The organism is Streptomyces sp. NPDC047869, from assembly GCF_040704065.1.
In the GTDB taxonomy this organism is placed as follows: Bacteria; Actinomycetota; Actinomycetes; order Streptomycetales; family Streptomycetaceae; genus Streptomyces.
The window spans coordinates 1-14,144 of sequence record NZ_JBEYRK010000007.1 but is presented as its reverse complement, the minus strand read 5'-3'; the positions used below and the strand labels follow the sequence as shown (position 1 = coordinate 14,144).

The following is a 14,144-nucleotide window of genomic DNA, read 5'->3' as shown; positions in this document are numbered from 1 at the left end:
GCAGCCGGTGACGACGACCCGCCCCCCAGCCTTGTCCGGGTCCCGCTGGTCAGCCGTGCTGCCCGATGCGGTCGACCACCTGGATGTCCTTCAGGGTCCTGGTCTCGTAGTAGTAGTTGACCTGCTTCCACTCGCCGTGGATCTTCTTCGGCGAACTCCCCTTGGTGCGCAGGCCCAGATAGTCGTACGTCCTGCGGTCGAACAGGAAGGTGAACGACGCCTTCGGGTGCGAGACTCCGACGGCTTTGCGGCCGGCGACGTCCGCGTCGTCGTAGTCGAGCCGGATGTGCGGAAGCTTCGACAGTGCCTCGAAGGCGCCAGCCTGAAGACCGGGGGGCATGACACGCGGTCCCATCAGCAGCATGCATCCCTCGAAGAAGGCCATCACGTCGGTGCCGGGCGCGCCTTCATTGCCCCCGAACAGGGCCAGCAGCTTGTCGGGGTCCGTCGGCATCTTCTGGAGCTCGGAGTAGACGGTCGGAGGCCACCGCACCTCGTGCTTGCCGAGCGGAGGGTCGTGGTGAACCTTTCCGTGCTCCTGGCGCAGAGACGGCTTCGAGCCGTCCACCGACATCCAGCTCTCGTCGGTCCACGTCCTGGTCCGCCCGCCCTTCACCGGTACCCGGGTGACGAAGGTCCGGGTGTAGAAGTACTGGTCGTCGCGCGGCACGGGCAGGTCGCCGCCCGCTGCGCGTGATCTGTCGGCGGCCCTGCGCAGCACGTCCGCCGCACTGACCGGGTCCAGCCGCGGCGGGCGGTCGTCTCCGCCTTCGAGCGCCACGACGACGGCGCCCGCGGCGGCCGCCGTCGCACCGGCGAACGCGGTGCGGAGCACGATCCGCCGGCTCAGCCGGTTCGCAAGGGGCGGGGCGCCGTTCAACTCCTTTGCCATGGCCGCCTCCAGGCGGGCCCGGGCGGCGCTACGGGCCTGGTCGGACGGCCCCTGCCGGCCGGTGTCCCACGCGCGCACCGTCGTCAGTTCATCCATGATCGGTCCCCTTCTGAGGTGCGGTAGAGATGGTCGGCTCCGGGCCGCCCAGCGCCCGGCGCAGCTTGGCGCGGGCCCTGTGGAGGCGGGAGCGCACCGTGCCGACGGGCAGGCCCAACGCCTGTGCGGCCTCCGCGTAGTCGAGCTCTCCCCAGGCGATGACCAGGAGCACGTCCCGGTACCGGGCGGGCAGTTCGGCTAGGGCGCCGGCCAGGGGGCCGTGTGTCTCCGCGGCGCCGGTGACCTCGTCCTCCGGGCCGGCCTGCTTCTCTCGCTCCTCCGGGAGCGACGCCATCCGCGACAGCGCCCGCAGCCGGCGGGCCTCGTCCCGGCGGTGACGGCCGATCAGGTTGGTGGCGATTCCGTACAGCCAGGGCCGTGCGTGCGGGCGGGAGAGGTCGTAGCGCCGCCGGCGCTGGAAGGCGATCACGAAGGTCTCCGCCATCAGGTCGTCGGCGATGTCGGAGCCCAGGCGCCGCGCGATGTAGCGGTGGATGTCGTCGGCGTACCGGTCGAAGATCACGGCGAACGCGTCGGGTGTCTCCCACGACCGTTCGATGACCGAGCCGTCGGAGGTGCCGCTCGCGTTCGCCGCCAGGGCGAACGCGGCACCGGTGGCGGGCAGGAGGGTCACGTTCCACCTCTGTGGTTCATGTCGCGTCCTTCGGGCTCGGAGTAGGGTCACCCGCTGTTCGCCGATGGCCGTTTACGAGTTCCAAGCTTGAAAGTGACCTGCGTCACAGAAATCTGGTCAGGGCGGCAGTGCGCCCGGTGGGGATCCGACGACATGGAAGAGCATGGCGCAGGGCCGCGGCAGGGTGTCAGTCGAGCAGGGCCTCGTGCACCAGGCGGCGCAGGTCCGGGAAGACCTTCAGGTTCTTCGGGCGGACCTGGGTCATGAACTGGACGGTCAGGTCGTGGGCCGGGGCGATCCAGAAGGCGGTGGTGGCGACGCCGGTCCAGCCGTAGGTGCCCTGGCTGGTCGGGGCGAGGGTGCGGGTCGGGTCGACGACGACGGAGACGTTGAAGCCGAAGCCGAGGCCCGCGTTGGAGCGCTCCTGGTGGACGGGGGCGCCGAAGGAGTCGAGTTGGGCGCCGCCGGGCAGTTGGTTGGCGGTCATGCGGGCGACCGACTCGGGCGACAGCAGGCGGATGCCGTCCAGCTCGCCGCCCCGGCGCAGCATCTCCATGAACCGGTGGAAGTCCCCGGCGGACGCGACCAGGCCGCCGCTGCCGGACAGGAACAGCGGCCGGCCCCGTACCGGCAGCCCCGGGACCGGTGTGATGCCGCCGTCCTCCGTCTCGCCGTACAACTCGGCCAGTCTGCCGGACTGTTCGTCGGTGATGTGGAACCCGGTGTCCGTCATGCCGAGCGGACGGAGGATCCGCTCGGCGAAGAACTCGTCCAGCGGCTGCCCGGAGACGACCTCGATCACCCGGCCCAGCACATTGGAGGCGACGGAGTAGTTCCACCGGGTGCCCGGCTCGAACTGCAGCGGCATGCGCGCGTACACCTCGACGGTCTCGGCGAGGTCCTTGCCCGGCGGCACCGAGTACTCCAGGCCCGCCTCGCGGTACAGCGCGTCGACGGGGTGCTTGTAGTAGAACCCGAAGGTCAGGCCCGCCGTGTGGGTGAGCAGATGCCGGATCAGGATGGGGCCACCGGCCGGGCGGGTGCGCAGGTCCGCGCCCGAGCCGCCCTCGTGGACCCGAGGGGCCGCGAACGCGGGCAGATGCCGTTCGAGCGGGTCGTCGAGGGACAGACGGCCCTCCTCGACCAGCAGCAGCACCGCGACGGCGGTGACCGGCTTGGTCATGGAGTAGATCCGCCACAGGGTGTCCGCCCCGACCGGGAGCCCGGCGGCGCGGTCCCGGTGGCCGTAGACGGTGAGGTGGGCGACGCGGCCGCCGCGCGCCACGGAGACCAGGTAACCGGGCAGCCGCCCCTCGTCGACGAGGCGGGCGAAGTGCCGGTCCAGGCGGTCGAGCGCCTCCGGGTCCAGACCGGCCTCACCCGGGTCGGCTTCCTGCCGCAGCTCTGCCATCGCTCTCCTCCGGTCGCGTCGTACCCGCGCGGCACGACCGGCATTCCCGCCGGACCGGCCGCACGGTCTCATCGTCGCGCAGGAACGCCGGGAGGGACCCCGTCCGCCGTGGTGGGTGTGATCGACACGACGTCCCGCCCCGGCAACGCGCGGGCCATCGGCACGGCGGCCGCGGCCATCCCGGCGAGCGCCAGCAGCGCGGTCCCCGCTCCCGCGTCCATCAGCGCGGTGCCCGCCGCCACCCCCACCACGGGCCCGACGTTCAGCGCCGTCTGCTGCAGCCCGCCCGCCACCCCGGCCACCGCCACGTCCGCACGCCGTACGACGACATGGGTGGCCGCCACCATCACCGTGCCGAACCCGGCGCCCAGCAGCGCGAAGGCGACCCCCTGGGCGAGCGCTCCGGTGGCCCGGGACAGGACGAGCACGCCCACCGCGAGCACCGCCGTCGCCGTCGCCACCGCGCACCGCGCGCCCACCCGGCGCAGCAGCGGCGGGCACAGCGGTGCGGACACCACCATCAGCACCGCCAGCGGTACACCGCGCAGCGCGCTGTCGAACGGATCGAGACCGAGCCGGCGCTGCAGGACGTACGTCTCGACGAACAGGGTGCCGAACATGGAGGCCGACACGGCGACGAGAACACCGAGCGCAGCGCCGGCCGCCGGCGAGCTGATCACCTGGGGCGGCATCAGCGGACCCGCCGCCCGCCGTTCGTGCCGGACGAACGCGGCACCGGCGAGCACGGCGCCCCCCAGCCCGGCCGCCGTGGCGGTCGTCGTGGCGGGCAGCGCGACCAGGGTGTGCACGAGACAGGCCAGGGACACGGCCAGGAGCAGGGCGCCCGGTACGTCGAGCGGGGCCCGGCTCACCGGCGGCCGTTCCGGTCCCGTCCGGACCAGGGCCGTCAGCCCGAAGCCCACCGCCGGCAGCACGCCCAGGAAGAACACCGCCCGCCAGCCGAGGCCGCTCACCAGCGCCCCGCCCAGCAGCGGGCCGACGGCTGCCGCCAGTCCGATCGCGCTGGTGCGCACGGCGAGCGGCATCGCGAGCCGGTCCGGCGGGAAGGCGGCGCGCAGCATGCCGAGCGTGGCGGGCTGCAGCAGCGCCCCGAACATCCCCTGCGCGGCGCGCAGTCCGATCACCCAGCCGATCCCGGGCGCAAGTCCGATGCCCGCCGACACCCCGCCGAACCCCAGCATGCCGACGGCGAACATCCGCCGCTGTCCGTACCGGTCACCGAGCCGCCCCGCGAACACCAGCAGGCTCGCCACCGCCACGAGATACGCGGTACTGGTCCACTGCACCTGCGTGTACGACGCGTGCAGCGCCCGCTGCAGGGAGGGCTGTGCGACGGTGAGGACCGTGCCGTCCAGGGCGACGAGCACGGCGCCCGCCACACTGCTCGCCAGCGTCGTCCGGCGGTTCACCGGGCGGCCGCCGGGCCCAGATGGGCGAGCACGGCCGCGTCCAGCAGGGGAGCGAAGTCGTCGGCGCCCGTGGCGAGTTGCAGACTTCCCCAGCGCCACAGCTGGGCGATGCCGTGCAGGTTCGCCCAAAGGGCACCGGCCACCCGCCGGGCGTCGGCATCCGGCCTGATCAGGCCGGTCAGCTCCGTGAGCAGCCCGAAGAGGGGCAGGCTGGTGTCCCGAAGACCCAAGTGGCCGCTCTCCAGCAGATCGTGACGGAACATCAGCTCGTACATGGCGGCGTTGTCCAGGGCGAACGCCAGATAGGTCCGGGCGAGTGCCGTCGCCCGCTCGCGCGGATCGGGCCCGGCTCCGTCGAGGGCCGCCCGTACCCGGTCGGCCAGGTCGGCGAAGCCGCGGCGGGCGATCGCCGACAGCAGTTCGAGATGAGTGGGGAAGTAGCGCCGGGGCGCCCCGTGCGACACCCCGGCCCGGCGGGCGATCTCCCGCAGCGTCAGTGCCTGTGCCCCTTCGGCGGCCACCAGCGCCACGCCGGCGTCGACCAGGCGGGCCCGCAGGCCCGAGTCGGGATCAGCTGTCATAGACACTGTCTACCAGGTGCTCGTAGACAGTGTCTACTCGTCTTCCGTTCCGTGCCGCGAGCGGGAATGCGCGGCCCGCCCCGGTGAGTTGACCCAGGTATGACTCAGGACGCCACGCAGGACGACGCACTGCTCAAGCTGCTCGGTGAGGGACACGGCGGGGTGCTGGTCACCCTCAAGAAGGACGGCCGGCCCCAGCTGTCCAACGTCACCCACGTCTACCGTCCGGACGAGCGGATCATCCGGGTCTCGCTCACCGACGACCGCGCCAAGACCCGCAACCTGCGGCGCGACCCCCGCGCGTCCTACCACGTCACCACCGCCGACCGGTGGGCCTACGCGGTCGCCGAGGGCACCGCCGAGCTCTCGCCGGTCGCCCGGGACCCGCACGACGAGACCGTCGAGGAACTGGTCCGGCTGTACCGGGACGTCTCCGGTGAGCATCCGGACTGGGACGACTACCGGGCCGCCATGGTCCGCGACCGCCGGCTCGTGCTGCGGCTGCGCGTCGAGCGGGTGTACGGCATCCCGAAGCGCTGAGCTACGGCGTCGCCGCGGCGGTCCGCGCCTCGATCGCCCGCAGCACCGCCACCATGTCCTCGCCGCCGTGTCCCAGTGACACCGTCTCCTCGAACAGGGCGTGACAGGCGTCCAGCAGCGGCGAGGCCAGGTGTGCCCCGCGGGCCGCCTCGGCGATGAGCCGGTTGTTCTTCAGCACGTCCAGGGCGGCCGCCTGCACCGCGAAGTCCCGCTCGCGCAGCTTCGGTGCCTTCATTCGCGACACCCCGCTGGCCATGGGGCCGGCGTCCACCACGTCCAGGAACAGGCCCGGGTCGAGCCCCTGCCGCTCGGCGAAATGGAACGCCTCGGTCAGCCCCGTCGCCAGAGTGATCAGGAAGAGGTTCACGGACAGCTTCATCACCAGCGCGTTCGGTGCCGCACCGCACACGAACGTCTCCCGGCACAGGGGTGCGAGCAACGGTCGTACGGCGTCGACGGCGGACTCCTCGCCCGCCAGCATGGCCACCAGCCGGCCCTGTTCCGCCGGGACGCGGGACCCCGAGACGGGCGCCTCGACATACCGGCCGCCGGCCGCCCGGACGTCGGTCTCCAGGGTGTGGGAGTACTCGGGAGAGGTCGTGCCCATGTGGACGACGACGCGCCCGGCGACCCGCGTGGCGAAGCCGGGGGTGCCGCGGCCGAGGACGGCGTCGGTCGCGACCTCGTCGGCGAGCATCAGCAGCACCACCTCGGCCCGCGCGAACACCCCGGCGGCGTTCACCGCGACCTCGGCGCCCGCCGCACGCAGCGGCTCGGCTCGCCCCGGCGTCCGGTTCCACACCACCAGCGGCGTGCCGGATGCCGCCAGCCGCAGCGCCATGGGCCGGCCCATCACTCCGAGACCGATGAAACCGACGTTCGCGACGTTCACGGGGCGCCCCTCACTCCGGCGGAGTTCCGCGCGGGACCTCCGGATCGGCTATGACCGTCGTCATAGTAGCGGCCGTTATGACGCCGGTCATAGAGTGAGGGGTGAGGGTGATCGGAGGTCCGTCATGGCGGAGTCGCGGTACGGACCGCGCGAGCGGATGGTGTTCAGCGCGGCCCAGCTGATCCGGCGGGACGGGGTCGCCGCGACCGGTATGCGGGACGTCGCCGCCCTCGCCGGGGCACCGCGCGGCTCGCTCCAGCACTACTTCCCGGGTGGCAAGGAGCAACTGGTCAACGAGGCCGTGGCATGGGCCGGCCGGTACGCCGGCAAACGTGTCGCCCGCTTCGTCGCGGCCCTCGAAGAGCCCGCGCCCAGCGCGCTGTTCACGGCGATGGCCGCGCAGTGGACGGAGGAGTACCGGGTGGACGGCTTCGCCGCCGGCTGCCCGGTCGCCGCCGCGACCGTGGACCGCGCCTCGTCGGGCAGCTCCATTCGTGAGGCGGCGGCGAGCGCGTTCGCGGCCTGGCGCGGCCCGGTGGCCGAGGCGCTGACCGGCATGGGCGTCCCGGCGGCACGCGCGGACTCCCTGGCCACCTTGATGATCAGCACCCTGGAGGGCGCGATCCTGATCGCTCGGGCCGAGCGGGACGTCCGTCCGCTGGAGACGGCGGTGCGCGAACTGGGCCCCCTGCTCGACGCGGCGGCGAGCCGCTCTCAGTGAGGCCACGGCCCCCGGTCGTCATGGGGCATCAGCCCTTCGCCCTCGCGAGCGCTGCGGGCTCTCGCTCTGGTGAGTCCGGGTGCTCGCAGTCGTGGGGCGCCGGGCCTTCGCCTTGTTGGGGCCATGAGGTCCTTCGCCCCGGCGAGTCGGCGTGCCCGCAGTCGTAAGGCCTTGCGGTCCTTCGCCTTCGTAAGGCCTTGCGGTCCTTCGCCCTGGTGAGTCTGATTGCTCGCGCTCGTGGCGCGTCAGCACTCCGCTCTCGCGAGGCCATGAGCTCTTTCGTCCCGGCGAGTCCGCCCGCCCGCAGTCCGCCCGCCCGCACGTGTGGGGCGCCAGCCCTCCGCCTTCGCGAAGCGGCGGCCCTCCGCTCTCATAAGCCCGCCCCCCTTCCTCGTGACAGCGGGGTGCAGCGCGCCGCAGGGCCCCGGAGCCCGTCGGCGTCCGGAGCCCTGGCCGGCGGGACTCAGGCCGACACCGTCTCCGGGTGCGGCTCCTTGCGGGCCGTTCGCTCGCCCAGCAGGTCCGACGGGACCTTGTGGGTCTCGCGGGCGGAAAGCGCCGCGAGGGTCGGCGGGACGCACAGCAGCGCGGTGAACAGGGCCACCGCCGACCAGTCGTCACCGCCCGGACCGGCGATCTCCGCGGCGAAGGTGACCGCGAAACCGGCCACCGCGAAGCCGATCTGGGTGCCGATGGCCATGCCGGAGAGCCGGACCCGGGTCGCGAACATCTCGCCGTAGAAAGCGGGCCACACCCCGTTCGCGGCGCTGTAGACGATGCCGAACGCGACGATCCCGAGGACGAGGGTCAGCGGATAGGAGCCGGTGGAGATCGCCCACAGGTAGCCGGTCATCGCCGCCGCGCTGCCCACCGTGCCGATCAGGTACACCGGACGGCGTCCGATCCGGTCGGACAGCGTCGCCCACAGCGGGATCGCGGCCAGGGCCACGACGTTGGCCAGCGCCCCCACCCACAGCATCGACGTACGGGACATGCCGACCGCGTCGCTGGTCGCGTACGCCAGCGCCCACACCGTGAAGATCGTGCTCACCGAGGCGACCAGCGCGCCCGCGATCACCCGCAGCACGTCCGCCCAGTGCTCGCGCAGCAGCACCGCCAGCGGCAGCCGGACCACGCCCTCGGTCGCCGCCTGCCGGGCGAAGGCCGGGGTCTCCTCCAGCCGGCGCCGGATGCCGTAGCCGACGACCGCGACCGCCACGCTCAGCCAGAACGGAACCCGCCAGCCCCAGGACAGCAGCTGGTCCTCGGGGAGCTGGGCGACCGGGATGAAGACCAGGGTGGCGATGAGCTGGCCGCCCTGCGTGCCGCTGAGCGTGAAACTGGTGAAGAAGCCCCGCCTGCCCGGCGGCGCGTGTTCGAGGCTCATGGAACTGGCGCTGGCCTGTTCGCCCGCCGCCGAGATCCCCTGCAGGATCCGGCACAGCACCAGCAGGATCGGGGCGAGTCCGCCGGCCTGGGCGCGGGTGGGCAGACAGCCGATCAGGAACGTCGACAGGCCCATCAGGAGCAGCGTGAAGACCATGATCTTCTTGCGGCCGAGGCGGTCGCCGAAGTGCCCGAGGAACAGCGCGCCGACGGGCCGAGCGGCGTAGGCGACGCCGAACGTGGCCAGCGACAGCAGGGTCGCGGTGGCCGGGTCGGAGGCGTCGAAGAACACCTTCGGGAAGATCAGCGCGGCGGCGCTGCCGTAGATGAAGAAGTCGTAGTACTCGAGCGCGCTGCCGATCCAGGCGGCCAGGGCGGCCTTCCTGGGCTGGCCGGGCGGGGCCTCGGCCGGGACTGGGGCGGGCACGGACACGGCGGTGCTCCTTCGGGAGGACTCCACCCTCCGGACGGCAGGGGGAGTGAGCGGCGGGGCGAAGGGCCGGATCACGGCTGCTAATTAACCCACTGGATAGTTAGTCGTGGTGGGTGGGATGTTGCGCCCGCGTATCCCTGCTGTCAAGGGCCCGTGCGCGGCTCCGGCCGGCGCGGCCGGGGGCGGGCGCGACTCGCGGTCGCCGCCCGGGGCCGCGGCTCAGTCCGCGGCCCGCTCCGCCGTGAGGTAGGCGATCACCATGTCGCCGAGCATGGCGCGGTAGTGCTCGCGCTGTGCCGGGTCGACGAGGTCGCGGCCGAACAGCGCGCCGAAGGTGTGCCTGTTGGCGACCCGGAAGAAGCAGAACGAGCTGATCATCGCGTGCAGGTCGACGGCGTCCACATCGGCCGTGAACAACCCCGACTCCTGCCCGGCGGCCAGGATCCGGCGGATCACCTCGAGGGCCGGGGAGCCGATCCGTCCGAGCTTCTCCGAGGCGGCGATGTGCTCGGCGCCGTGGATGTTCTCGATGCTGACCAGACGGATGAAGTCCGGGTGCAGTTCGTGGTGGTCGAAGGTCACCTCGGCCAGCCGCCGGATCGCCGCGACCGGGTCCAGGTGCTCGACGTCGAGTTGCTGCTCGGCCTCGCGGATCACGCCGTAGGCCCGTTCCAGCACGGCCGTGAAGAGCTGTTCCTTGCCGCCGAAGTAGTAGTAGATCATCCGCTTCGTGGTGCGGGTGCGGGCCGCGATCTCGTCCACCCGGGCGCCGTCGTAGCCGGCCCGGGCGAACTCCTGGGTCGCCACGTCGAGGATCTCGGCCTGGGTGCGGGCGGCGTCCCGTGTCCGCCCGCCGGGTCGTACCGGTTCGTCGACGCTGGTCATCGGGTTCCTTCGGGCGTAGGGCCAGTGCCGGTGATTGTAGAAGCAGGGGTGGGGCGGGCCGTAGGGGTCTTCCCGAAGACGGCCACTGCTGATATAGCTAACGTACTAGTTCGTACATTAGTGAGCGTGCCGGGAGGGCTTCGTGGCCAAGGACTCGTATCTCGTCGGGCTGATCGGTTCCGGCATCGGCCCGTCGCTCAGTCCGGCCCTGCACGAACGGGAGGCCGACCGCCAGGGGCTGCGCTACCTCTACCGGACCATCGGCATCGACACCCTCGGCGTCCCGCCGGAGGCGGTGGGCGACCTCGTCCGGGCCGCCCGCGACCTGGGGTACGACGGGCTCAACATCACCCACCCGTGCAAGCAGCTCGTCGTCCCGCACCTGGACGGGCTCGCCCCGCAGGCCCGGGCCCTCGGCGCGGTCAACACGGTCGTCTTCGGCGAGGACGGGCGCGCGGTCGGCCACAACACCGACGTCACCGGGTTCGCCGCCGCCTTCGCGCGCGGCCTCCCGGACGTGTCGCTGGAGCGCGTCGTGCAGCTCGGCGCGGGCGGCGCGGGCGCGGCGGTCGCCCATGCCACCCTCACCCTCGGCGCCGGGCGGGTCACCGTCGTCGACGCCCTGCCGGAGCGGGCCGCCGCCCTCGCCGGCTCCCTGAACCGGCACTTCGGCGACGGCCGGGCGGCCCCGGCCACCCCCGACCGCCTGGCACACCTGCTGACCGGCGCCGACGGCATCGTGCACGCCACCCCCACCGGCATGGCCGCCCACCCGGGCCTGCCGCTCCCCGCCGAGCTGCTGCGTCCGCGGCTGTGGGTCGCGGAGGTCGTCTACCGCCCGCTGGAGACCGAGCTGCTGCGTGCCGCCCGGGCGGCGGGCTGCGCCACCCTCGACGGCGGTGGCATGGCCGCCTTCCAGGCCGCCGACGCGTTCCGGCTCTTCACCGGCCGGGAACCCGACAGAGCGCGGATGCTCGCGGACCTCACCGAGCTGGCCGGCGCCGTGACCACGCCGAAGTAGCGCCGAACGATCCCGTCGCCGCCCGGCGCGGCGCCCGAACGCAGCTCCGACGCAGAGAGGCACCCGGATGCGTACGTCCATCGCCACCGTCTCACTGAGCGGCTCGCTCACCGAGAAGCTCACCGCCGCCGCCCGGGCCGGTTTCGACGGGGTGGAGATCTTCGAGAACGACCTGCTCGCCAGCCCGCTCAGCCCCGAGGAGATCCGGGCCCGCTGCGCCGACCTCGGCCTCACCATCGACCTCTACCAGCCGATGCGCGACGTCGAGGCGGTGCCGGAGGCCGAGTTCGGCCGGAACCTGCGCCGTGCCCGGCACAAGTTCGAGCTGATGAACCGGCTCGGCGCGGACACCGTCCTGGTCTGCTCCAGCGTCTCCCCGCACGCCGTGGACGACGACTCACACGCCGCCGGTCAGCTCAGCCGGCTCGCCGACCTGGCGCGGGAGTTCGGCATCCGGGTCGCCTACGAGGCGCTGGCCTGGGGGCGGCACGTCAACACCTACGAGCACGCGTGGCGCATCGTCGAGACGGCCGGACACCCGGCGCTCGGCACCTGCCTGGACAGCTTCCATATCCTCTCCCGCGGCTCCGGCCCCAAGAGCCTCGAAGGCATCGCGGACATCCCCGGCGAGAAGATCTTCTTCCTCCAGCTGGCCGACGCCCCGCTGCTCGCCATGGACGTCCTGCAGTGGAGCCGGCACTACCGGTGTTTCCCCGGTCAGGGCGGCTTCGACCTGGCGAACCTGCTCGGGCACGTGTTGCGCACCGGATACGCCGGACCGCTCTCGCTGGAGGTCTTCAACGACGTCTTCCGGCAGGCCGACGCCGGCCCGACCGCCGTGGACGCCCACCGTTCCCTGCTGCTCCTGCAGGAGGCCGCCGGCGTGGCGGAGCTGCCCGCGCCCGTGGTACCCACCGGGGTCGCCTTCACCGAACTGCTCACCGCGGACGCCGAACCGGTCACCGCCGTCCTCGCCGCCCTCGGCTTCACCCGCGTCGCCCGTCACCGCGGCAAGCCCGTCGACTTGTGGCAGTCGGGCCGGGCCCGGGTCCTCGTCAACACCGGCCCGGCCGCCCGCCGGGACGGCACCCGGCTCGCCGCGATCGGCCTGGAGTCCCCGGACCCGGCCGCCGCCGCGCGCCGCGCCGAGACCCTGCTCGCGCCCGTCCTGCCCCGCCGCCGCGATCCCGGGGACGCCCCGCTGGAAGCGGTGTCCGCCCCCGACGGCACCGAGTTGTTCTTCTGTGCCACCGGAGGGGATCAACTCCCCGACTGGCGGGCCGACTTCGAGGACCTGCCGGACCACGGATCCCCCGCGCCCAGCGCCATCCGGGTCGACCATCTCGCCCTCACCCAGCCCTGGCACCACTTCGACGAGGCGGCCCTCTTCCACCGCAGCGTCCTCGGTCTCGACGCCGAGCGGAGCGTCGACCTCGCCGACCCCTACGGCCTGCTCCGCAGCCGCGCCGTCAGCAACGCCGACGGCAGTGTGCGGATCGCCCTGTCCGTCGGCGCGGCGCCCACCGACGACACCGCGCACGCCCAGCACATCGCGCTCGCCACCGACGACGTGGTGGCCGCGGCCCGCGCCTTCCGCGCGGCGGGCGGTCGGCTGCTGCCCGTGCCCGCCAACTACCACGACGACCTGGCCGCGCGGTACGAGTTCGAGGCCGGCGAGCTGGAGACGTACCGGGACCTCGGCATCCTCTACGACCGGGACGCGGGCGGCGCGTTCCGGCACTGCTACACCGTGACCGTCGGCCGGGTCTTCTTCGAGCTGGTCCAGCGCGACGCGGGCTACCAGGGCTACGGCGCCGCGAACGCCCCGGTGCGGCTGGCCGCGCAGCACACCCCGCACTGAACGCACCGCGGTCCGGGTCGCCATGGACGACCCGGGCCGCTCACGGGGGACGGCGCCGCCGTCGCCCCCGAGGTCAGTCCTTCTTCGCCGCCTCCACGGCGTGGCCGCCGAACTGGTTGCGCAGCGCGGCGATCATCTTCATCTGCGGCGAGTCCTCCTGCCGGGAGGCGAACCGCGCGAACAGCGAGGCGGTGATCGCCGGCAGCGGCACCGCGTTGTCGATGGCGGCCTCGACGGTCCAGCGGCCCTCGCCGGAGTCCTCCGCGTATCCGCGCAGCTTGCCCAGGTGCTCGTCCTCGTCCAGGGCGTTCACCGCGAGGTCCAGCAGCCAGGAGCGGATGACGGTGCCCTCCTGCCAGGAGCGGAACACCTCGCGGACGTTGTCCACCGACTTGACCTTCTCCAGCAGCTCCCAGCCCTCGGCATAGGCCTGCATCATGGCGTACTCGATGCCGTTGTGGACCATCTTGGAGAAGTGCCCGGCGCCGACCCGGCCCGCGTGGACGTAGCCGTAGGGGCCCTCGGGCTTGAGCGCCTCGAAGATCGGCCCGAGCCGTTCCACGTGCTCCTTGTCGCCGCCGACCATCAGGGCGTAGCCGTTCTCCAGGCCCCACACACCGCCGGAGACACCGGCGTCGACGAAGCCGATGCCCCTGACGCCCAGTTCGGCCGCGTGCTTCTCGTCGTCCGTCCAGCGGGAGTTGCCGCCGTCGACCACCGTGTCGCCCTCGGACAGCAGGTCCTTGAGTTCGTCGACGACGCCCTGGGTGGCGGTGCCGGCCGGGACCATCACCCAGACCGTGCGCGGCGCGTCCAGCTTCTCGACCAGCTCTTCGAGGCTCTTCACGTCGGAGACTTCGGGGTTGCGGTCGTAGCCGATGACGGTGTGGCCTGCGCGGCGGATCCGCTCGCGCATGTTGCCGCCCATCTTGCCGAGACCGATGAGACCGAGCTGCATGATCTATTCACTTCCTGAGAGAACGGTAGGCGGCGACGAGGGCCGTGGTGGACGGGTCCAGACCGGGCACGGCGGCGCCCTCGGTCAGGGCGGGCTCGATGCGCTTGGCGAGGACCTTGCCCAGCTCCACGCCCCACTGGTCGAAGGAGTCGATGTTCCACACCGCGCCCTGCACGAACACCTTGTGCTCGTAGAGGGCGACGAGCTGGCCGAGCACGGACGGGGTCAGCTCGCGCGCGAGGATGGTGGTCGTCGGCCGGTCGCCGGGGAAGGTCTTGTGCGGGACGAGTTCGTCCGGCACGCCCTCGGCGCGGACCTCGTCGGCGGTCTTGCCGAAGGCGAGGGCCTGGGTCTGGGCGAAGAAGTTCGCCATCAACAGGTCGTGCTGGGCCGCGAGCTCACC

Annotated in this window: 13 protein-coding genes and 1 pseudogene; 4 read left to right on the top strand and 10 right to left on the bottom strand. The window is 72.7% G+C overall.

Going from position 1 to position 14,144, the window contains the following annotated elements:
* Positions 1–49 precede the first annotated feature (49 nt).
* From AB0924_RS11565 to AB0924_RS11545, 5 genes are all read right to left on the bottom strand, one after another.
* Positions 50–988, bottom strand: coding sequence for a CU044_5270 family protein (locus AB0924_RS11565; RefSeq protein WP_366911237.1), 939 nt, complete (start codon positions 986–988; stop codon positions 50–52).
* Positions 981–1,622 carry an RNA polymerase sigma factor gene (locus tag AB0924_RS11560; protein ID WP_366911236.1) on the bottom strand — a complete coding sequence of 214 codons (642 nt, stop codon included), beginning with the start codon at positions 1,620–1,622 and terminating at the stop codon, positions 981–983. The genes AB0924_RS11565 and AB0924_RS11560 overlap by 8 nt, the downstream gene beginning before the upstream one ends.
* A gap of 187 nt (positions 1,623–1,809) precedes the next feature.
* Entirely contained in the window at positions 1,810–3,033 is a 1,224-nt protein-coding gene (locus AB0924_RS11555; protein ID WP_366911235.1) for a serine hydrolase domain-containing protein, read from the bottom strand.
* A 68-nt stretch (positions 3,034–3,101) separates the two neighbouring features.
* On the bottom strand, positions 3,102–4,463 hold the full coding sequence (locus AB0924_RS11550; RefSeq protein WP_366911234.1) for an MFS transporter: 1,362 nt from the start codon (positions 4,461–4,463) through the stop codon (positions 3,102–3,104).
* Positions 4,460–5,044 carry a TetR/AcrR family transcriptional regulator gene (locus tag AB0924_RS11545; protein WP_366911233.1) on the bottom strand — a complete coding sequence of 195 codons (585 nt, stop codon included), beginning with the start codon at positions 5,042–5,044 and terminating at the stop codon, positions 4,460–4,462. The genes AB0924_RS11550 and AB0924_RS11545 overlap by 4 nt, the downstream gene beginning before the upstream one ends.
* Before the next feature lie 99 nt (positions 5,045–5,143).
* Here AB0924_RS11545 and AB0924_RS11540 point away from each other — a divergent pair, with 99 nt between their 5' ends.
* Positions 5,144–5,584, top strand: a complete 441-nt coding sequence (locus tag AB0924_RS11540; RefSeq protein ID WP_358928060.1) for a PPOX class F420-dependent oxidoreductase — start codon at positions 5,144–5,146, stop codon at positions 5,582–5,584.
* A gap of 1 nt (position 5,585) precedes the next feature.
* On the opposite strand, the gene AB0924_RS11535 is transcribed toward AB0924_RS11540, so the two are convergent.
* Complete coding sequence (locus AB0924_RS11535; protein WP_358928107.1) at positions 5,586–6,521, bottom strand: NAD(P)-dependent oxidoreductase; 936 nt, start codon at positions 6,519–6,521, stop codon at positions 5,586–5,588.
* Between the two features lie 79 nt (positions 6,522–6,600).
* On the opposite strand from AB0924_RS11535, the gene AB0924_RS11530 reads away from it, so the two are divergent.
* Positions 6,601–7,197: a TetR/AcrR family transcriptional regulator gene (locus tag AB0924_RS11530; protein ID WP_366911232.1), complete on the top strand. Its 597-nt coding sequence runs from the start codon at positions 6,601–6,603 to the stop codon at positions 7,195–7,197.
* A gap of 463 nt (positions 7,198–7,660) precedes the next feature.
* Here AB0924_RS11530 and AB0924_RS11525 read toward each other — a convergent pair whose 3' ends face one another.
* Entirely contained in the window at positions 7,661–9,016 is a 1,356-nt protein-coding gene (locus AB0924_RS11525) for an MFS transporter (RefSeq protein WP_366911231.1), read from the bottom strand.
* Positions 9,017–9,235: 219 nt separating this feature from the next.
* Positions 9,236–9,901: a TetR/AcrR family transcriptional regulator gene (locus AB0924_RS11520; RefSeq protein ID WP_358928066.1), complete on the bottom strand. Its 666-nt coding sequence runs from the start codon at positions 9,899–9,901 to the stop codon at positions 9,236–9,238.
* Between the two features lie 142 nt (positions 9,902–10,043).
* Here AB0924_RS11520 and AB0924_RS11515 point away from each other — a divergent pair, with 142 nt between their 5' ends.
* Complete coding sequence (locus AB0924_RS11515; RefSeq protein WP_358928068.1) at positions 10,044–10,922, top strand: shikimate dehydrogenase; 879 nt, start codon at positions 10,044–10,046, stop codon at positions 10,920–10,922.
* Between the two features lie 67 nt (positions 10,923–10,989).
* Complete coding sequence (locus AB0924_RS11510; protein WP_366911230.1) at positions 10,990–12,783, top strand: TIM barrel protein; 1,794 nt, start codon at positions 10,990–10,992, stop codon at positions 12,781–12,783.
* Between the two features lie 73 nt (positions 12,784–12,856).
* Here the strand turns inward: AB0924_RS11510 and gnd are convergent, their stop codons facing one another.
* Both gnd and AB0924_RS11500 read right to left on the bottom strand, forming a co-directional pair.
* The gene (gene gnd / locus AB0924_RS11505; protein WP_366911229.1) at positions 12,857–13,741 is read right to left on the bottom strand and encodes a phosphogluconate dehydrogenase (NAD(+)-dependent, decarboxylating); all 885 of its coding nucleotides are present in this window, start codon (positions 13,739–13,741) and stop codon (positions 12,857–12,859) included.
* 7 nt (positions 13,742–13,748) lie between these two features.
* Positions 13,749–14,144, bottom strand: a pseudogene (locus tag AB0924_RS11500) (glucose-6-phosphate isomerase); the annotation flags it as partial.